An 18,933-nucleotide genomic window follows, 5' to 3' on the forward strand; every position below is an offset into this window, starting at 1 on the left:
AGTTTTAATTGCGAGAAAATTATTCGTTTAGTTTCACAATTGCAAAAAAAACCACCTTTACTTTTAATATTTTTTATCTAATGATAATTGACGTTCATATAGTAATTAAACTATTTCAACAAAAAATGGGACATTTTTGCCCCACTTTTTACGCAGGTCTCATCTTAATTACTCTAGTCAGATGTAACAATTTTACGATTGGATACGTAGGATCGAATTCGTACCATTTCACAGCAAAGTTTGGTCTGTTTGGAAGCTTGTGGTGATTGTTTTGAAATAGCTCTCCAAGCATGAGCACATCTAGCAACAGGCTGTTTTTTGAATGGTCATTATTGTCAAAATTTGCATAACCATATTTGTGGCCACTCCAGTTAACAATAGCTCCATGTACTGGACCCATTAAAAAATGTATAGGAAGCAAAAAATACATCCACCAATGTGTGCCTGGTAAGTCAAAGACAGAGATACACAGTACGTAAATTGCCACATACAGTAATCCCCAGCTTACTCTTACAAGCATCGTATCTGCGAACTTGTCAAACTTGTTCCAATCAGGAATATCCTTAGAAAACCTTTCTTCGGGCTTTAATCGAAAAGAAAAATACTCATTGTAGATATTTTTAGTTTTCCACATCATTGTAAAGAGGTTCTCTGTATGATGCGGGCTATGAGGATCTTTAGGTGTATCGCTATAGGCATGATGCATTCTATGAAGAATCGCATAAGCTCTTGGAGAAAGATATGAACTGCCCTGCCACATCCAGGTGAAGAAATAGAAGAATTTCTCCCAATATTTGTTCATGTAGAACATTTGGTGGGCGGCATATCTATGTAAGAAGAAGCTCTGGCAAAACAGGGAGAAATACCAATGCAGCAAGAAGAATATTATGATTATCACTCGGCTCAGGTTTTATGTTAAGATTACAAATATAAGGTAATGCAAATGAAGGAACGAATTTCAAACCCAATCCATTTTTTCTTTAAAAGATGATATTTGTCAGGTTAGGAAAAATAATTCCTATTACCTGACTTTATTTTTGTGGAAAGTAAGGATCTCATTGAAATTTTTGGATTTGAATATTCTTTGGGGTGTGATAGATTATCTATTAACAATATTCAAACCATAAGCATGTTTAACTTATTCAATGGATTTTTGTTGGCGGTCTGTTCACTTAAAAAATCAATCCTGTTTACAGTCTTTCAAAATCATTTGTGCTTTGGGAAGTTTCAAAAATATGCTTACTGTTATCTACTATCTGAAAAGTTTTGAACTTGCCAAAAGGCATAAATTCCCTGCATATCTGGGGTCATGACTTATGAAGGGTGATGGAAGTGTTTTGTGGAGCAGTAGTAAATTAAGCCTGTGGAGAGTTGCTTCCTAATTGCTTCAAAAACGGTATACCCACATGACTAGTGAAAATTCCCCTAATTATTAAAAATTGCTTTTCAAACTTTTCAGTTATTGCTAACTTTTTTGTGGAAATTTTTTTCAATGTTCACAATTGTCCAAAAGTTAGGAATTAGGCTGTATTGGGCATTTTTAAAAGAATATGATTTGTTATTCGCTCGTTTTCAGGATATTATATTCCTTAGAAATGCTCAATTAAATAACAATTTCTTTATCACGCATTGTGGTTTTTATTAAATTCCTTAAGATTTTGATATTATATTACTATATCATTTAGTACTATTGAATTGCTAATCCCTTAAAAGTTTATATTCTTTAAATTTTTGACCTATGTCAATCTCAAACCCAGGTTTTGATCCTGCTCGCATTGATGCGCTGAAGGAAGAGCTAGGAAAGCTCAACAAAACGTTTAGAATCATTCCCGACGAAGAAAACTCCGATGAGTTTGTGAATTTCTATTTCATTGGAATGTACCAAGGAAAAGAAGTCATTTACGATGCGGCATTATACACCTTACGCTTACATCATGCCAGTGAAGTATATGAACTTGCCGAGCACAAAGCCGCTCAGAAATTTCCAAATTTCAGTGGAATCTCCTACGAGGAGGATGAAAATGGAAATTTGAAACCCTTAACCAGTGAAGAAGAAGAGATAGGCTGGTTTATCACAGAAATCATTATGGAGATTGAAGAGGAAGAAAGTGTGAAAGTGCAGGAGTTTGTTGATGTGGACACCCATCATGATTTTGGAATCGGTGTAGATGCAGCTCTCAATGTTGACCACATAGATGAAATGGTAATTTCAAAATTTATTAAGGAATTCAATGACGATACATTGGAACTTGATGATACCATGTATGCTTTTCAATCCGAAGAAGAGGACATAGAAGATTAATTAAATTTGAATTAGAAACCAGTAATTACGCTTGCTCACCCCAAGCGTTTTTTTATGCTGAAAATTGCCTACTCATCCATTTATAAACACCAATTACCAGAAGGTCATAGATTTCCGATGGATAAGTATGAATTACTGCCAGAGCAATTGTTGTATGAAGGAATTGTTGGCGAAGAGAATTTCTTTGAGCCACAGCCAATTGATGAAAAGTGGATTTTAAATACGCATACAGCCGAATATTGGACAAAACTTAAAAATCTGAATTTATCCAAATCAGAGATTCGGTCTACTGGATTTCCTCTTTCCGAGAAATTAGTCCATCGTGAAATCAGTATTTTGGACGGCTCTGTACAAGCTGCTATATATGCATTGAAATATAGAATAGCGATGAATATAGCGGGAGGCACACATCATGCTTTTGCAGATAGAGGGGAAGGTTTTTGTCTTTTGAACGATATTGCTGTGACTGCTAATTATTTAATCGAAAATAAATTAGCCAAAAAAGTTCTAGTGATAGACTTGGACGTTCATCAGGGAAATGGAACAGCTAGTATTTTTTATGCTAATCCGGACGTATTTACTTTCAGCATGCATGGTGAAAAGAACTATCCCATGAGGAAAGAAATCTCAGATTTGGACTATGCAGTAGCTGATGGTACCGGTGATCAGGAATATCTAAGCATTCTTGAATCTCAACTTGAGCTAATCCTAACTGATTTTTCTCCTGATTTCATTATATATCAGTCAGGTGTTGATGTATTGGAAAGCGACAAGCTAGGAAGGTTAGCTATGACTTTGGAAGGGATTAGAAATCGAGACGAAATTGTCCTGCAACTGGCTAAATCCCTTAATGTGCCTATCATGTGTTGTATGGGGGGAGGATATTCTCCTAGCGTATCGAAGATTGTAGAAGCTCATACTCAAGTTTATAGACTTGCTCAGGATCTTTATTTTTAAATAGAGAATTTCAATTTTTCCCATAGATTTAAAGTCGATTCTTGTAAAATCAATACTTTCTTTATATTTGCGCCCTTGCAATCAATAACATGAACAAAGTGAAAAGAGGATTAAAACTAATCGGTGCATTGAGTCTTGCTACAATGCTTTTATACGGCTGCGATAAAGCTGGAACTTCTACCGCGACTGGTGAAAGCGCTTCTAAAGAAGTAATACAAGGCGATTTGAAAGTTGCTTACGTTTACACTGATAGTGTGATCAACAAGTATGATTACTTCAAGACCAAGTCAGAAGAGCTAACCGAAAAAGGAAAGAAATTCGAAGGTGATCTTCAGGGAAGAGCTAGCGGATTCCAGCAGGAAGTTCAGACTTTCCAACAAACAGGTAATAATATGACTCCGAATCAGGCCAGAGCTAAGCAAGAAGAACTGGCTAAAAAAGAACAAAACCTGATGACTTACCGTGACAATTTGATGCAAGAATTATCTGCTGACGAAGCTGCGCTTTACAGTGAAGTTTACGACAGGGTTCAGAAATACCTGAAAACATACGCTGAAGAAAATGACCTTGCAGTGATTTTGAGTTACACTAGAGGTGGAGCTGTTTGGTATGGCAACGACGCATTGGACGTAACCTCCTCAGTAATCGAAGGATTAAACAAAGAGTATACTGCTGCACCTGCAGACACAGCTAAATAAGCTGAGTAACTCTTTCCAAATATTTAAACCCAGCTTAGGCTGGGTTTTTTTGTGGGGAAAAATTGGGTAATTTTGGAGCTCTAACGAAAATTTATAGAATGAAAATCACTGAATTTTTAAAGCACAATTATAGACATTTCAATGCTGCTGCGTTGATAGATGCAGCTGAAGGATATAAAAGCCATTTGGATAAAGGCGGGAAAATGATGGTAACCCTTGCGGGTGCCATGTCTACCGCAGAATTGGGTATTTCTTTGGCGGAGATGATCCGTCAGGACAAGATTCAAATTATTACGTGTACAGGCGCCAATTTGGAAGAAGATGTGTTCAATTTGGTGGCACATGACTATTATGAGCGTATTCCAAATTATCGTGAGCTTACTCCGGCACAGGAGCAAGATCTGGTAGAGCGACATATGAATCGCGTGACTGATACATGTATTCCAGAAATGGAAGCGATGCGAAGAATTGAAAATGTGATTTTAGAAGAGTGGGTGAAAGCAGATCAAGCTGGAGAAGCATTTTTTCCACATGAATTTTTCTATAAAATACTTCTCTCCGGAAAGTTGGAAGGATCCTATCAAATTGACCCTAAGGATAGCTGGTTACTGGAAGCAGCTAAAAAGAACCTTCCTATTATAGTCCCAGGCTGGGAAGATTCTACTTTGGGTAATATGTTTGCAGGTCACGTTATCTCAGGTGACGTGAAGAATGTACATACAGTTCGAAGCGGAATTGAATATATGATGTATCTCGCAGAATGGTATACAAATACCGCAACTGACGAAAGTACTATCGGATTTTTCCAGATTGGCGGGGGAATTGCAGGAGACTTCCCTATATGTGTGGTGCCGATGTTGCATCAGGATTTGCAAAGGGAAAATGTTCCGCTTTGGGGCTACTTCTGCCAGATTTCTGATTCGACCACTTCTTACGGTTCATATTCTGGAGCTGTACCAAATGAGAAAATCACCTGGGGCAAATTAGGAATAGATACTCCGAAATATATCATCGAATCTGATGCAACGATCGTAGCGCCTTTGGTATTTGCCATTGTGCTGGATCAATAAACTATGAGAAAATTCAATAACGTATTCTTAAAAGCAAGTGGCGCAATGCTACTTGCTTTTTGTTTTTCTTTTCATCTGGAGGCGCAGACAATTATGTCATTGTCTGGAGCCAATAGTCCTCAGGATGATATGAATCCCGTGTGGATAGGCGATAACACCTTGCTATTTACCCGCGCTTTTCATCCAAATAACGTAGGGGGAGTGTCAGATCCAGGTGATATCTGGATGAGCAAAAAATCTGAATCAGGTGCATGGGAAGAGGCAGTACATCGTACTGACCTCAGTACAGACGGGTATGATTTTTCACTTGGTCTAGAGGATTTTCTTACACTTTTGGTTTATCATACGGGTAGTGAAAAGTTTGGTATTTATCAATATTCGAAATTTGGAGCGGACTGGAATTTTCTTCGCCAGGTAACCATGGAAGGCCTAGATAGCCTTTCCGGTCAAGTTACGGGGAGAGTTGCATCGGGAGGCAATGTGATTTTCCTATCGGGAAAAGGTAAAGATTCCAAAGGAAACGAGGATATCTATGTCAGCGAGAAAATTGGTCCAACGGAGTGGTCAAAACCTGTCAATATAGGTTCGGCGGTGAATACGTTGGGTCAGGAAATGAGCCCTTTTTATGACTCGAAGTCTGATGAGTTATATTTCTCATCAAATATGCATGAAGGTGCGTCTGGAAAGGACATTTTCATTTCAAAGCGAATGGGATCGGGCTGGAATAGCTGGAGCAAACCAGTAATTTGGGAACAGATCAGCTCCCCCGGATCTGAAGTATCTGTTACATTTATCAATGATGAAGAGGTGGTATGGACAAGTACTCAGAACAGTGATGGATTTGCTGATTTGCTAACATTTGAAACAGTGGTGCCACTAGTCATCCCTGAGGAATTTGTTGCTGCAGTCGATGAATCTTTAGAGTCAAAGTCTCAAACTTCTCCACCTAAGAAAACTAGCATAGTTCCCATTTATCCTTCCTCTTCGGTTGGTTTTCCAGAGGTTAAAGTTACTGAAGAAGAAATTAAAGAAAACCCTATTTCTTGGTTTGTAGTAGATGCCAAAAATAAAACTTTGGTTCCATTCACAATTAACTGGAAGTCTGGGGAAAATACTATTGCTAGAAATTCCTCTGATTCTTTAAAACTATCAGAATTGCAAAGCTCGGCAGTGAAGGAAATTAAGGTTGTTGCTGAAGGTTATTTTCCTAAGGCTATCTCTATAGACGAAATAAAAACTGGTGAACCCACAGTAGTTCTGATGACTAAAGCAGAATCTGGAAGTATTGTGTTGCTGGAAAATGTGAATTTTAAACGTGGTACAGCAGAACTGGAAGGTGAGGAGACCAAATCATCATTAGCTGAACTAGCAGAATTTCTATTGGAAAATCCTGAAATGAAACTTAGAATACATGGCCATACTGATAATGCGGGTGATCCTGGATTGAATAAAGGACTTTCTTTGGAAAGGGCTGGTAGTGTGAGAGATTTTTTAATTGAAAAAGGTGTCGCTTTTGAAAACCTCCGGATATCAGGATGGGGTGGGACCAGACCTTTGGCTTCTAACTCTACAGAAGTGGGAAGATCGAAAAACAGGAGAGTAGAATTGGAAGTAGAGCAATAGGTTAAATTAAGTAACTCGAACTTAAATCGGTTCCAGATTTATTTGAATCCATTAAAACTCAAAAACGGCTTTGAAATCATCTTTCAAAGCCGTTTTAAATTTATAGAGAAAAATCTCCTCTATAATTCCGTTTTACAAACTGGTTAGCTAGTTCAAAATTGGTAACCTTCATATTTGGCCCATCCCAAACAAGTTTGATACCTCTTCCAGGATAATCAAATTCCTTAGCATTATCAGGTTTCGGAGCTCTGTAATCGTAACTTCTAATTGCTAGATTTCCCATCAGTACAGATTCAGTAAGTGGGCCGGCTATAGAAAACGGTGAACTTAGGTTTTTGTATTCTTTAGATCCATATCCTGCAATACATGCTTCTACCCAATTTTTATAATGGCCCGTATCGCCACCTGGAACTCGGTAAAGTGTCTCAGGAACATTGATATCTTTGGTTTTTGAGGTAGGAAGTAATTGTGGGTTTATTCCATATGTGGAACACATCATTTTTCCTTTTGTACCTTCTATGATTACACCATTTCCTCCATCACCCATTTGCTCATTAGGTTCCAATTCTTCTGGCCTGTTCGGCTGAATACCACCGTCCATCCAGTGGAACTCTAGATCTTCTTTACCTGGTCTATCAAAACGCAAGGTAATATGAGAGGAAGGAGGGCAGCTTTCAGGAAAATATCCTCTTTGGAATTCTCCTACATAAACGGATCCTACAGAGCATTCAGCAGATTTGGGATATCCTAGACCAAGTACTCTGAATGGAGGCTCCATGATATGACATGCCATGTCGCCAAGTGCTCCCGTCCCATAGTCCCACCAGCCTCTCCAATTAAAAGGGACAAGGTTTCCAACATAATCTTTATACGGCGCAGTCCCAAGCCAAAGATCCCAGTCCAAATCAGCAGGCGGTGTCACAGGTTCTGTAGGCCATTGAATTCCCTGAGGCCACACAGGTCTGTTTGTCCAGGAATAAACTTTAGTTGCTTCACCAATTAGCCCTGCATCATACCATTCCACCATTTTACGTACACCATCACCGGAAGATCCTTGGTTGCCCATTTGGGTGACAACTTTGTATTTTTCAGCAGCCTGGGTTAGCATTCTTGCCTCGTAGATATCGTGTGCTAGCGGCTTTTGCACATATACGTGTTTGCCAATTTTCATAGCTGCCATCGCAGCAACAGCATGCGTATGATCGGGAGTAGATACACTTACTGCGTCTATGTTATTTCCCTCCTTATCCAGCATTTCTCTGTAATCCCTGTAGTAATTAGCTTTTGGATGCAGTTCCCTGCTACCCTTCGCTCTGGAATCGTCCACATCGCATAACGCAATGTAATCCACTTTTCCTGTTTGGGTGATTCCACGAACATCACCTCCGCCCATTCCGCCTACACCTATACTTGCTACTCTAAGTTTGTCACTTGGAGCAATAAATCCTGGTCCACCTATAACATTTCTTGGTACTATGTAAAATCCTGCAGCTGCCAGCGCAGAACCTTTTAGAAATTTTCTCCGGGAATTCCCAGAGCTTGAGCCTTTACTTTCCATTAGATCAATAGTTTTGTTAAAGAGGGTTTTTGCGTTATTTATATGAATACAAATGAATTTTTTATTTGAGAAATTTGAAATTATTAAAAACGAGGCACATTCTTCACCCCATTCGTAAAATTCATACTGCTATTTCTAGTTTTAACTTTTGTAATTCTAAGTTTGACTGTTTTATTATAAAATCGATTAGGATTATCGGGCTTATTAGAAAAATTAGATTAAGTTTACTTAAACCTTTACTCTATGAAAAATACCTTATGGTCATTGGCTGCACTTGCAGTATTTTCTATTAGTTCATGCCAAGAAAAAGAAACAGTAAAGCTTGAAGAAACAGGGATCATCCCAATTCCCAGGTCGATTGCTTCTGCTTCGGGGAGCTTTGAACTTGATGCAGAATCTTCAGTTCAGTTAATAGGTAATAGTTCTGATTTAACTAGGGTCGGGAATTTTTTAGCTGAAAGATTGCGACCAGCTACCGGATTTGATCTTCCTGTTTCTGCTGAGACTGGGGACATAATTTTGGAATTGACTAATGGGGAAGCTTCTGAAAAATATACTATGGATATTTCAGATGATGTAGTAAAAATTTCATCTACCTCCGAAGCCGGTCTCTATTATGGTACGCAGACCCTAATCAAAGTGCTGCCCGTTGAGATTGAAAATACTTCTGTGGTAGACGTAGACTGGACAATAGGAAATGGTACGATAGTAGATGAACCAGAATTTGCTTATAGAGGATCTATGCTCGATGTTGCAAGGCATTTCATCAGTGTCGAGGATGTTAAGCATTACATTGACCAGATGGGTAGTTTGAAATTCAATTACCTGCATTTGCATTTATCAGATGATCAGGGATGGAGAATTGAGATTAAATCTTGGCCTAAGTTGACTGAAATAGGTGGTAAAACAGAAGTTGGTGGGACTGAGGGAGGTTTTTTCACTCAGGCGGATTACACTGAGATCGTGAAATACGCTGCGGATAGATTTATCACAGTAGTTCCTGAGATTGATATGCCAGGGCATACAAATGCAGCAATGGCGTCCTATGCGGAGCTAAACCCTGGAGTGAATTTGCCAGACGGAGATTTTTCTACAATGACAGAGGGCAAAATTGATTTTGACATTCTGGATAAAAATCCTGAGCCAGCGGAAATATATACTGGAATCGAGGTTGGCTTTAGTACGTTCGCTACCAATAAAGAAATCACCTACACTTTTGTAGAAGATGTGATCAAAGAATTGGTTGAGCTCACACCAGGCCCGTATATCCATATTGGTGGTGATGAATCACACGTAACTGAAAAGGATGACTATATATATTTTGTCGAGCGAGTACAGGAAATAGTTACTAAATATGGCAAAAAGAGCATGGGTTGGGATGAAATCGCAACAGCTAAATTAGCCTCGGGTACAGTGGCTCAATTCTGGGCGAAAGAAGAAAATGCAAATCTGGCAAAAGAGCAGGGAAATCAAATTTTAATGTCTCCAGCGAAAAGAGCTTATCTGGATATGCAGTACGACTCTACCACTCAGCTTGGTCTACATTGGGCAGCTTATATAGAGCTTGATGATGCTTACAATTGGAATCCTTCAACTTACGCTGAAGGGATAAATAAATCAGATATTTTGGGCGTTGAGGCACCATTATGGACTGAGACATTGGCCGATAGATCAGATATAGAATATATGGCTTTTCCTAGACTGGCAGCACTTGCAGAGGTGGCATGGTCATCACCTGATCGGAGAAGTTGGGAAAGTTTTCAAAAAAGAGTGGCAATCCAGGGTAAACGCTGGGATATCAATGGAATAGGATTTTATAAATCACCAAAAGTCAATTGGTAAGTAAAATCAAAGAACTCAAAGACCCGGCATACACCGGGTTTTTTGCTTCTTACAAATCCATATTCTTTGAATTTCATTAAAATGAACCTAATATGGATGTTAATTTTAAAATCATCAGATCAAGTAAATTAATTACAATAACTGGAAAACATTAATGGGCGAATATATTATTTCCTTTGCTAACTGGATTTGGGGAACACCGATGCTTGTCATCTTAATGGGAGGGGGATTGGTACTTTTAGTTCATTCTGGCTTTGTGCCTTTCCGAAAGATCGGTCATGCTGTAGGGTTACTTAGTGGGAAATATGACGATGATCTTGCTCCCGGTCAAATATCCTCTTTTCAAGCTTTATCTGCAGCTATTGCAGCTACAGTTGGTTTGGGAAATATTTCCGGAGTGGCGATCGCTATAAATATGGGTGGTCCAGGAGCTATTTTCTGGATGTGGGTTTCTGCATTTGTAGGAATGGCTACCAAATTCTATACATGTAGCCTTGCTATTATGTACAGAGGAAAGGATTCTGAAGGCCAAATACAAGGAGGTCCCATGTATGTCATTGAAGAAGGAATGGGAAAAAAGTGGAAATTCCTTTCTATCATATTTTGTGGGGCAGGAATATTAGGATTACTGGCAATTTTCCAAGCCAATCAATTAACTGCGGTACTGAGAACAGTAATTCTAGAACCTGCAGGATTGGATGAAGGAGATAAAACTAGATGGATAATAGGCATCACTATGATGGTTTTAGTGGCTATTGTAATTCTTGGTGGAATCAAAAGAATTGCGGCAGTAGCATCCAAAATGGTCCCTTTCATGGTAGGTCTATATTTTGTCACCGTTGTTATAATTGTTTTCAAATACATAGGTGATGTGCCTGACATGCTTTTAAAAATAGTAACTGATGCATTTACAGGTGAAGCTATGGCCGGTGGAGCTGTTGGGGCAGTAATTATCGTTGGAGCAAGAAGAGCTGCATTCTCAAATGAAGCTGGTATAGGTACAGCTCCTATGGTACATGGAGCTTCCAAAAATAACGAACCAATTCGTGAAGGACTCATAGCTATGCTTGGTCCATTTATAGATACTGTGGTTGTATGTACGTTGACAGCATTAGTGATCATGCTAACGGGAGTCTGGGAGTCTACGGAAAAAGACGGCGTAAGATTAACACTTGCTGCCTTTGATATGGCTCTACCTTTTTATGGAAGATACCTTTTGATGATTGCTGTGCTGATCTTTGCGTTATCTACTATGTTCACCTATTCATATTATGGACATAAATGCTTTGGCTATTTATTTGGAGCTAAAAGGGCGGATTACTATAATTATTTCTATTTGATCACGATTGTAGCTGGGGCAGTAGCATCCCTGGATGTGGTAATCAGTTTGGTAGATGGAATGTATGCGATTATGGCTGTACCAACCATGATCTCCACCTTTTACTTAGCTCCAAAAGTGCGGGTGGCTATGAAGGATTATTTCCAGCGAATGAAAAGTGCCTAATTATGAATATTCTCATTTCTCCTAATGCATTCAAAGGCACCATGAGTGCTCTGGAAGCTGGAGAAATTATCCAGGATTTCCTTTTCAAAAATTTCCCACAAGTAAACTTAAAATTGCTTCCTATTGCGGATGGAGGAGATGGGACTTGCGAGTTATTAACTCAAATATTAGATTTAAAGAAGAGGTCTGATATGGTACTTGATCCCTTTGGTAGGCCTGTGGAAGGTTTCTATGGATGGGATGAGCACACTAAAACTGCTTATGTGGATGTCTCTACTGCCTCGGGCATAGCTATAATTGGGAAAGAACCATTGAATCCTTATGTAGCTTCTACCTATGGAACTGGACAAGTAATCCGGGCTGCAATTGATGGTGGAGCAGAACAGATCATATTGGGTCTTGGCGGCAGCGCTACTGTTGATTTAGGGATTGGCATTTTAGCAGCTCTGGGTATTGATTTTTTGGATCAAAATGGAAGAGAACTAATCCCGTTTTCGCCAAATTATCTTTCAAAGATTAGGCATATTCAGAAATCTCCTAGAATTCCGAAGATTAAGATTTTATGCCTCTGCGATGTTAAAAATAAATTTTTTGGTGAGAAAGGAGCAGTTCCCGTTTTCGGACCTCAAAAAGGAATTATATCAACTGAGATGGAATCTTATGAATCAGTCTGTAAATCAGCAGTTTTCCAGATTTTTCAAAAGCAAAAAAGAACTTTTGAAGATAAACCTGGCTTTGGGGCTGCTGGAGGAATTGGGCTGGGACTTTCAGCATTTTTTGAAACTGATATTAAGCATGGTGCGCAATACTTTTTTGAAAAGGTAAACCTTAGTGAGCAAGTGGGTTGGGCAGATCTGATAATCACCGGGGAGGGGAGGTATGACAATCAATCTAAAGAAGGTAAAGCTTGTTATGAATTGATGAAACTGGCTCAAAATCAAAATAAAAAAATTGCCTTAATAACTTCCGGGAATGAAAATGGCATTGAGGAATTCGATCAGGTATTGAGGCTACCTGACTTAGATTATAATCAATCAAACTTTAGGGATAGGGCGAAAGAAAACCTCCGTGCTTTGCTTACAAACAAACTTTCTCTAGATTTCTGATTCATGTTTATTAGACTCTATGGTGATCAGCCATCCAATTTTTAATGCTTTTCTTAATTTCTTTAGGTGTCGTATTTTCTTTGATCACTTTTTCCATCAAATCAATAAGCTCATCGTCACCGGCAAATCTTAATGCTATAAGTTGAGCCGAAGTAATTAGATTTTCTTTCTCATAAAGTGTTTTACCAGTGAGAAAAAAATAACGTTGCCTCATCTCCATACGAATTATTCTATTCTGGTTTTTGATACCGTGAATCCGGGGTAAGTAAGAAACCAATAGAACTGTTATTGCTAAAAGCAGAGCATAAATACTATCCGAAGCGGATTCGGTTGTGCTAAAGTCCAACCTTACCAGTGTCCAAATTAGAAAAATTAGAGCCATGGGGAGTATCACGAAGTGATGTAGTGGAAAGTACTTTGCGTGATTCTCAAAATTCTGGGTTGTTGTCATATATAAGGGCATAAAAAAAGGAGGCATTAGCCTCCTTTTTAAGTAAAATATAAGTTTTTAATGATCTGCTTTTTTCTTCTTTGTGAAAGTACTTCTAGTATCAATTGCAGTGATCCCGGCTCCAAGTCCGATTAGCACACATACAATTACAAGGAAGGTTTGGGCTCCTCCAGCAATTGGAGAACTGAAAACGTCAAGTAGTATCATGATCAATTTGTTGATTTTCTAAAGATAGCTCGAAGATAATTTCTTAAAGCCAATTAACCAAAGGAATCTAATTAATCGAATTGATCGTCATCGAAATCTTCTTCGTCTTCATCGTCATCGTCGAAATCCATAATGTTGTCATCGACAAATTCATTTTCCTCATCAAGATCATAATCATCTTCGAAATCACTTTCGAATTCCTCTTCATCATTGAAGTTGTCGTCATCTTCGTAATCGTCGTCAAAATCCTCCATAGTAGTTTAGATAGGGGTTTTTAATAGTTGAACGTTACGAATTAAAAGAAAAATTTATTTAGCACCATACTGGAGATAAATTTTTTTTCAACTTTTTTAGGTCAAGCCCTTTTCACCCCATTTCATTATTCTTTTGATAGGTAATTTCCATAATTGATCAATGATGGAATTTTGGATATATATCAAAACTTTATAATAAACTTCAACAAGTTTAAATTGATTTGATTATTAGTAATTAACCTATTTACGAATAATCAAATTTTGACTAGGCGAATATTGATTTAATGATTTTTTTTATGAGGGGCTTGGAGAGGTAATCTTTAACAACACTGTATCCACTTGCTTTGTCAATGTCTCTTTCGTCCACGGAACTACTCAAAATGTAGATTTGAGCTTCGTTCTTATCAGTATTAAAGCGGTCTAAGAAATCCCAACCAGTCATTTCTGGCATATTTAAATCCAAAAACAGGTAATTAGCGTTTATAGAGTAGATTTCTTGAAGTGCAGCTTTGGCACTCTGGAACTTATAAAATTTACACGGTTCATTTACATTCCTGGAAATGAGTTTTTCAGTAACAAATGTACTGATGGGATCATCATCTATTAAGACAATTGTTAGCATTAAAGTGCAAAAATTAGTGGCTGAAATACATTATAACTACTACAAAAGTAATAGGTAATTATATTTTTACAAATATTTTGCCAATTAAGAGTGAATTGTTTTATATTATTTTATAAGCGGTACCAACCTGACATTTTCAAATCAAGTCATTTCGAATTTCTGGCTAACAATTATTTTCTTTTGTAAAGAAAAATTAAAAAATATAAGTTACTGCTACTCAGATTCGTTCATGTCATATAGGAAGGATTCAATAATTTTATCGGTAGTTTTAAGAACCTTCTTGCTCTTGGTTTTCTCTGAAGTGACTTCGGTAACCCCTGTCAAAGTCATCAATAATTTATCTTCTTTAGAATCTATAAAATCGACTATTACTTGCACCAATTCATAAGTTGTGGTTTTAGTACTATTGCGATTGTTGTAGTATGGATTATACATCCACGGATCCCAAACTCTATATCCCCAATAGGGATAAGTATTGTTGTTTTGATAAGTCTCTCTCTTTCTTGTATCTTCGTTCGAGGTATACCGAATGACTAATTCCGGTCCGGTTTTATCATAAACTAACCCTTGAGATTCAAGCGCCTCTTGCAGGTGAATCTGCACTTGTTGATCTATAAATTGCGAGGAAAACCCTCTCATACCTATCTCCTGATTGATAATGACAAATGAGCTGTATTTTTTTCTGATAGGGGTTTCAATATTTTCTTTGAAAATATCAATAGAACTGCATGAGCTAAATATGAGTGCAGAAAAGAAAATAAGTGAAATGAAATATGGATTCTGGCGATTCATTTTTATTAGGCTTTTCCTTCCAAAACGTGGAATCGATTAGAAAGTTAGATTAAGATGTTAAGTAAAAACTTCTGCCTAATATTTATGAATTTTTGTTTGCCTTCAATTTCAAATGCTAATTTTGGTCAAATTATACGAAATGAATAGACCTGATTTTGATGATATTTTTATGGAATTGGCGGTCAACTTGGCCAAACGTTCCCATTGTATAAAGAAGCATGTGGGAGCCGTTCTCACAAAAGATACCCGGATAATTTCTATAGGTTATAATGGACCTCCTGCGGGTACGCATAATTGTGATGTGGAATTTCCTGATCGGGGCTGCGCAAGGGATAGTAAAGGTAGTTGCTCATTGGCTCTCCATGCTGAGCAAAACGCAATTCTCTATGCAGTTAAAAATAATACAACTGTGGAAGGTTCTACTCTTTTTGTGACACTTTCTCCCTGTCTTGCCTGTTCTCGTATAATTTTCTCAATGGGAATTTCTAGAGTCATATATCTCTATTCTTATGCCGAATATAAAGGGATTGGATCAGATGAAGGGGTGGATTTCCTACGCAAATTTGGTGTTCGGGTAGATAAGTATGAAAAGACGCTGGAAGTCAATGACCAATTGGTTTAGAGAAAATTCACTTCGGGTTGAATAGAAATATCAAATTTCTCTAACACTGAATGCTGTATTTTCTCCGCCAGTTTTTTGATATCGTTCCCATCCCCATCTCCAAAATTCACTAAAACCAATGGCTGCTTACTGTGAACGCCTATTTCTCCAAATCTCTTTCCTTTCCAACCGCACTGCTCAATAAGCCAGGCTGCTGGAACTTTTATACCTTCTTCATTTGGATAGCCGGGAATAGATGGGTATTGACTCTTTAATTGTTCAAAATGTGTATTAGGTATTGTTGGATTTTTAAAAAATGAACCCGCATTTCCAATTTCCTTAGGATTAGGGAGTTTGGATTGACGGATTTGAACTACTGCATCAGAGATTGCTTTTAGGCTGAGCTCATTTATTCCTGAGGATTCTAAAGTTTCTTGAATTGCACCGTATTCAATATGGTATTCAGGTTCTTTTTTCAGTCGGAATACTACCGAACAAATCACGTATTTATCCTTTAGCTTGTTTTTGAAAACACTTTCTCTGTAGCCAAATTGGCACTCATCAGCATTGAATTCTTCGATCTTTAAGCTATCGATATTGAGAGCTTTTAAACTCCAAAACACATCTTTGATCTCCACTCCATAAGCCCCGATATTCTGCATTGGTGAAGCTCCCACAGTTCCTGGAATTAAGGATAGATTTTCTATTCCAGCCCAGTTATTCTCTATTGCAGTGAGAACTAATTGATGCCAATTCACGCCTGCTCCAACTTCTACAAGATAAGATTCATCTGTCTCTCCGATAATTTTGATTCCTTCAATTTCTATTTTGATTACTAGGGTATCGAGGTTTTGTGTCAGTAAAATATTGCTACCACCACCTAAAATTAATGCTTTGATTTTCTGATTTTTAGCCCATACCAACGCTTCTTTGAGCTCATCAATTGATTTAGCTTCAGTAAAAAATCGGGCAGATTTATCAATTCCAAACGTATTGTATGCCTTGAGGGAGATGTTTTCTAGTATATTCATATATGGAGAGTGCCTTGCGAAATAAGCAAGATTTTGTTCCAATAGGAAATGAATTTACCCATTAGAAGTTTATTCCGCCCAAATAGACTTTGATAAGAACGCCATATGAAGGATAATTTACAGCCATATAAACTTTCTGCTTGTAAAGCTAGAGTGGCCTTTGAAAACATATTAATAAACAGATGAAAGAATTGGTTATAAATGGCGTGCGTATCAGACCTGGCCAATCTATGAACATTGAAATTGCAATCGCCAAACTTCCCACCCACACCTTAATTGATCTGCCCATTTTCATTCGCTCCTCAAAGAAAGATGGTCCTGTAGTATTGATTAGTGGGGGAGTGCATGGGGATGAAATCAACGGTGTCGTGACTGCGAAGCGTTTATTAGAAGAGGTAGACGAAGGACTAGAACTTTTAAGAGGCACCTTAATCTTTATTCCCTTGGTGAATATTTATGGATTTCTCTCAAACAGCAGAACTTTTCCGGATGGCAGAGACTTAAATAGAAGTTTTCCAGGAAGTAAAAAAGGCTCTTTGGCTGGTAGTATCGCTTACATCATAAGCAGCGAAATCATCCCACAGATTGATTTTGGAATAGACTTCCATACCGGAGGTCGTATGCTTACCAATTTCCCACAAATCAGGGTGGATTATAAGGACAAAGTTGCCTTGGAGTTGGCTAAAGCTTTTGGTACTCACTATGTAGTCAATTCAAAATATATTGAAAAGTCATTCAGGAAAGAAGCTTACAAAGCGCGAAAGCATATTATGGTTTTTGAAGGAGGGGAGTCTATGCGTCTGGATGAATATGGTATTGAGGAAGGCGTGAATGGAACTAAGCGTATGTTGGCCAGCTTGGGAATGCTTGCCGATGCACCTCCAGCTCAGGAGAGCATTTTTTTAAAAGAGAGTAATTGGGTCAGAGCAAAGGCTTCCGGGATTTTCAATTCGAGCGTCAAGGTAGGTGAATCAGTACGTAAAGGGCAGATCTTGGCACGGATTTCGGATCCTTACGGGCAGGTGAAAATTCCTGTCAAAGCTCCAACAAATGGTCATATTATAGGCATGAACAATATGCCAGTAATCAATGTTGGTGATGCATTAGTGCACATTGGTAGGGAATAAACATAACAAAAGAAATATAGTAATCTATCTATCAGATTTTTATGGAGTTATCACAAGCTTTTCAAAGCGTAAGAAATCACTCTTTATTCCTTTGCGAAAACTTAATTACTGAGGACTACAGCTTACAGGCATCAGAAGAGGTAAGTCCTCCAAAATGGCATTTGGCTCATACCACGTGGTTTTTTGAACAGTTTATTTTGGTGCCGAATGAGCCCAGTTATGTGGTTAAACATCCCCAGTTTAATTTTCTTTTCAATTCCTACTATAATTCCTTAGGTGCAAGAACCGCAAGAAATCAACGAGGCCTAATGTCACGACCATCTGTAGTGGAAGTGAAAACCTACAGAGCCTATGTAGATGATGCGATGCAAAGGCTTATAGAAAAAAAGAATCCACTTATCGATGATTTGGTGATTCTAGGAATGAATCATGAGCAGCAACATCAGGAATTATTGATTACTGATTTAAAGTATAGTTTGTGGTTCAATCCGCTGAATCCAAGTGTAATGAATATAGGTGAATACGAGTATGAACCTGATTCAAATTGGATTTCAATAAAGTCCGGAATTTATGAGATAGGTTACAATGGAAAGGATTTCTGCTATGACAACGAGCTTAATCCGCACAAGGTATATATACAAGACTTTGCAATTTCATCATCCCTTATTACCAATGCAGAGTACCTAGAATTTATAAATGCTGGAGGATATGAAAGTCCTGCCTATTGGCATGATGAAGGTTGGGCTTGCGCCAACGAGCTTAAAGTAAAAGCACCACTCTATTGGGAGAAGAAAGACGGAGCTTGGTTTTATTATACGCTGGATGGTTTGAAAGAAATTGATAAAAAAGCGGCTGTTGCGCATGTGAATTTCTACGAAGCTTCTGCATTTGCTGCTTGGAAGGGAATGCGGCTCCCCACTGAGTTTGAATGGGAGGTAGCTCAAAATCAATTTGACTGGGGAAAAAGATGGGAATGGACAAACTCTGCCTATCTGCCTTACCCAGGTTTTACAGTAGCTCCTGGAGCGATAGGAGAATACAATGGCAAATTTATGATTAATCAAATGGTTCTGCGAGGTGGGTCTGTCGCCACTTCTGACGGGCACTCCAGATCAACCTATAGAAACTTTTTTCACCCAAAATACAGATGGCAATTCATGGGTATTCGACTTGCCAAATCACTCTAAT

General features: G+C 38.2%; 19 protein-coding genes. 11 read left to right on the forward strand and 8 right to left on the reverse strand.

All coding sequences use genetic code 11. The annotated features are described in order from the left end of the window. Positions 1–148 precede the first annotated feature (148 nt). Positions 149–898 carry an acyl-CoA desaturase gene (locus AACZ73_RS07795; RefSeq protein ID WP_339876912.1) on the reverse strand — a complete coding sequence of 250 codons (750 nt, stop codon included), beginning with the start codon at positions 896–898 and terminating at the stop codon, positions 149–151. 840 nt (positions 899–1,738) lie between these two features. Here AACZ73_RS07795 and AACZ73_RS07800 point away from each other — a divergent pair. The 5 genes from AACZ73_RS07800 to AACZ73_RS07820 all read left to right on the forward strand — a co-directional run bounded on the left by AACZ73_RS07800 (position 1,739) and on the right by AACZ73_RS07820 (position 6,650). Next, entirely contained in the window at positions 1,739–2,302 is a 564-nt protein-coding gene (locus tag AACZ73_RS07800; protein ID WP_339876913.1) for a hypothetical protein, read from the forward strand. A gap of 54 nt (positions 2,303–2,356) precedes the next feature. After that, positions 2,357–3,259 (forward strand): histone deacetylase, encoded by a 903-nt coding sequence (locus AACZ73_RS07805; RefSeq protein WP_339876914.1) that lies wholly within the window; start codon positions 2,357–2,359, stop codon positions 3,257–3,259. A gap of 89 nt (positions 3,260–3,348) precedes the next feature. Continuing rightward, positions 3,349–3,957, forward strand: coding sequence for an OmpH family outer membrane protein (locus AACZ73_RS07810; RefSeq protein ID WP_339876915.1), 609 nt, complete (start codon positions 3,349–3,351; stop codon positions 3,955–3,957). Between the two features lie 98 nt (positions 3,958–4,055). Continuing rightward, on the forward strand, positions 4,056–5,027 hold the full coding sequence (locus AACZ73_RS07815; protein ID WP_339876917.1) for a deoxyhypusine synthase family protein: 972 nt from the start codon (positions 4,056–4,058) through the stop codon (positions 5,025–5,027). A 3-nt stretch (positions 5,028–5,030) separates the two neighbouring features. Next, positions 5,031–6,650: an OmpA family protein gene (locus AACZ73_RS07820; protein ID WP_339876918.1), complete on the forward strand. Its 1,620-nt coding sequence runs from the start codon at positions 5,031–5,033 to the stop codon at positions 6,648–6,650. A gap of 100 nt (positions 6,651–6,750) precedes the next feature. Here the strand turns inward: AACZ73_RS07820 and AACZ73_RS07825 are convergent, their stop codons facing one another. Beyond that, positions 6,751–8,208: a Gfo/Idh/MocA family oxidoreductase gene (locus tag AACZ73_RS07825; protein WP_339876919.1), complete on the reverse strand. Its 1,458-nt coding sequence runs from the start codon at positions 8,206–8,208 to the stop codon at positions 6,751–6,753. Between the two features lie 243 nt (positions 8,209–8,451). On the opposite strand from AACZ73_RS07825, the gene AACZ73_RS07830 reads away from it, so the two are divergent. The 3 genes from AACZ73_RS07830 to AACZ73_RS07840 all read left to right on the forward strand — a co-directional run bounded on the left by AACZ73_RS07830 (position 8,452) and on the right by AACZ73_RS07840 (position 12,660). After that, positions 8,452–10,050 carry a beta-N-acetylhexosaminidase gene (locus AACZ73_RS07830; protein WP_339876921.1) on the forward strand — a complete coding sequence of 533 codons (1,599 nt, stop codon included), beginning with the start codon at positions 8,452–8,454 and terminating at the stop codon, positions 10,048–10,050. A 154-nt stretch (positions 10,051–10,204) separates the two neighbouring features. After that, positions 10,205–11,554 (forward strand): alanine/glycine:cation symporter family protein, encoded by a 1,350-nt coding sequence (locus tag AACZ73_RS07835; protein WP_339876923.1) that lies wholly within the window; start codon positions 10,205–10,207, stop codon positions 11,552–11,554. A gap of 2 nt (positions 11,555–11,556) precedes the next feature. Continuing rightward, on the forward strand, positions 11,557–12,660 hold the full coding sequence (locus tag AACZ73_RS07840) for a glycerate kinase (RefSeq protein ID WP_339876925.1): 1,104 nt from the start codon (positions 11,557–11,559) through the stop codon (positions 12,658–12,660). A gap of 10 nt (positions 12,661–12,670) precedes the next feature. Here the strand turns inward: AACZ73_RS07840 and AACZ73_RS07845 are convergent, their stop codons facing one another. The 5 genes from AACZ73_RS07845 to AACZ73_RS07865 form a co-directional block, all read right to left on the reverse strand. After that, positions 12,671–13,138: a DUF6526 family protein gene (locus AACZ73_RS07845; RefSeq protein ID WP_339876926.1), complete on the reverse strand. Its 468-nt coding sequence runs from the start codon at positions 13,136–13,138 to the stop codon at positions 12,671–12,673. 30 nt (positions 13,139–13,168) lie between these two features. Continuing rightward, positions 13,169–13,318 (reverse strand): hypothetical protein, encoded by a 150-nt coding sequence (locus AACZ73_RS07850; RefSeq protein ID WP_175499650.1) that lies wholly within the window; start codon positions 13,316–13,318, stop codon positions 13,169–13,171. Between the two features lie 71 nt (positions 13,319–13,389). Then, positions 13,390–13,572, reverse strand: a complete 183-nt coding sequence (locus tag AACZ73_RS07855) for a hypothetical protein (protein WP_339876928.1) — start codon at positions 13,570–13,572, stop codon at positions 13,390–13,392. Positions 13,573–13,837: 265 nt separating this feature from the next. Then, positions 13,838–14,194 (reverse strand): response regulator, encoded by a 357-nt coding sequence (locus AACZ73_RS07860; protein ID WP_339876929.1) that lies wholly within the window; start codon positions 14,192–14,194, stop codon positions 13,838–13,840. A gap of 213 nt (positions 14,195–14,407) precedes the next feature. Then, complete coding sequence (locus AACZ73_RS07865; RefSeq protein ID WP_339876931.1) at positions 14,408–14,986, reverse strand: DUF4136 domain-containing protein; 579 nt, start codon at positions 14,984–14,986, stop codon at positions 14,408–14,410. Positions 14,987–15,125: 139 nt separating this feature from the next. Between AACZ73_RS07865 and AACZ73_RS07870 the strand changes: the two genes are divergently transcribed. After that, on the forward strand, positions 15,126–15,608 hold the full coding sequence (locus AACZ73_RS07870) for a dCMP deaminase family protein (RefSeq protein ID WP_339876932.1): 483 nt from the start codon (positions 15,126–15,128) through the stop codon (positions 15,606–15,608). On the opposite strand, the gene murB is transcribed toward AACZ73_RS07870, so the two are convergent. Beyond that, positions 15,605–16,618, reverse strand: a complete 1,014-nt coding sequence (gene murB, locus AACZ73_RS07875; protein WP_339876933.1) for a UDP-N-acetylmuramate dehydrogenase — start codon at positions 16,616–16,618, stop codon at positions 15,605–15,607. The two genes, AACZ73_RS07870 and murB, sit on opposite strands and share 4 nt — an antisense overlap. Positions 16,619–16,800: 182 nt before the next feature. On the opposite strand from murB, the gene AACZ73_RS07880 reads away from it, so the two are divergent. Together AACZ73_RS07880 and egtB are read left to right on the forward strand one after the other, a co-directional pair. Then, positions 16,801–17,745 (forward strand): succinylglutamate desuccinylase/aspartoacylase family protein, encoded by a 945-nt coding sequence (locus AACZ73_RS07880; protein ID WP_339876935.1) that lies wholly within the window; start codon positions 16,801–16,803, stop codon positions 17,743–17,745. A 41-nt stretch (positions 17,746–17,786) separates the two neighbouring features. Beyond that, positions 17,787–18,932: an ergothioneine biosynthesis protein EgtB gene (gene egtB / locus AACZ73_RS07885; protein ID WP_339876936.1), complete on the forward strand. Its 1,146-nt coding sequence runs from the start codon at positions 17,787–17,789 to the stop codon at positions 18,930–18,932. Position 18,933: the final 1 nt, after the last annotated feature.

This window comes from uncultured Algoriphagus sp., assembly GCF_963974835.1.
Lineage (GTDB): Bacteria > Bacteroidota > Bacteroidia > Cytophagales > Cyclobacteriaceae > Algoriphagus.

Coding starts and splice junctions, on each gene's coding strand:
- egtB (WP_339876936.1), top strand. CDS start 17,787: ATGGAGTTATCACAAGCTTTTCAAAGCGTAAGAAATCACTCTTTATTC.
- AACZ73_RS07835 (WP_339876923.1), top strand. CDS start 10,205: ATGGGCGAATATATTATTTCCTTTGCTAACTGGATTTGGGGAACACCG.
- AACZ73_RS07870 (WP_339876932.1), top strand. CDS start 15,126: ATGAATAGACCTGATTTTGATGATATTTTTATGGAATTGGCGGTCAAC.
- AACZ73_RS07805 (WP_339876914.1), top strand. CDS start 2,357: ATGCTGAAAATTGCCTACTCATCCATTTATAAACACCAATTACCAGAA.
- AACZ73_RS07840 (WP_339876925.1), top strand. CDS start 11,557: ATGAATATTCTCATTTCTCCTAATGCATTCAAAGGCACCATGAGTGCT.
- AACZ73_RS07810 (WP_339876915.1), top strand. CDS start 3,349: ATGAACAAAGTGAAAAGAGGATTAAAACTAATCGGTGCATTGAGTCTT.
- AACZ73_RS07830 (WP_339876921.1), top strand. CDS start 8,452: ATGAAAAATACCTTATGGTCATTGGCTGCACTTGCAGTATTTTCTATT.
- AACZ73_RS07865 (WP_339876931.1), bottom strand. CDS start 14,986: ATGAATCGCCAGAATCCATATTTCATTTCACTTATTTTCTTTTCTGCA.
- AACZ73_RS07860 (WP_339876929.1), bottom strand. CDS start 14,194: ATGCTAACAATTGTCTTAATAGATGATGATCCCATCAGTACATTTGTT.
- AACZ73_RS07815 (WP_339876917.1), top strand. CDS start 4,056: ATGAAAATCACTGAATTTTTAAAGCACAATTATAGACATTTCAATGCT.
- AACZ73_RS07825 (WP_339876919.1), bottom strand. CDS start 8,208: ATGGAAAGTAAAGGCTCAAGCTCTGGGAATTCCCGGAGAAAATTTCTA.
- AACZ73_RS07845 (WP_339876926.1), bottom strand. CDS start 13,138: ATGCCTCCTTTTTTTATGCCCTTATATATGACAACAACCCAGAATTTT.
- AACZ73_RS07880 (WP_339876935.1), top strand. CDS start 16,801: ATGAAAGAATTGGTTATAAATGGCGTGCGTATCAGACCTGGCCAATCT.
- AACZ73_RS07800 (WP_339876913.1), top strand. CDS start 1,739: ATGTCAATCTCAAACCCAGGTTTTGATCCTGCTCGCATTGATGCGCTG.
- AACZ73_RS07820 (WP_339876918.1), top strand. CDS start 5,031: ATGAGAAAATTCAATAACGTATTCTTAAAAGCAAGTGGCGCAATGCTA.
- AACZ73_RS07855 (WP_339876928.1), bottom strand. CDS start 13,572: ATGGAGGATTTTGACGACGATTACGAAGATGACGACAACTTCAATGAT.
- murB (WP_339876933.1), bottom strand. CDS start 16,618: ATGAATATACTAGAAAACATCTCCCTCAAGGCATACAATACGTTTGGA.
- AACZ73_RS07850 (WP_175499650.1), bottom strand. CDS start 13,318: ATGATACTACTTGACGTTTTCAGTTCTCCAATTGCTGGAGGAGCCCAA.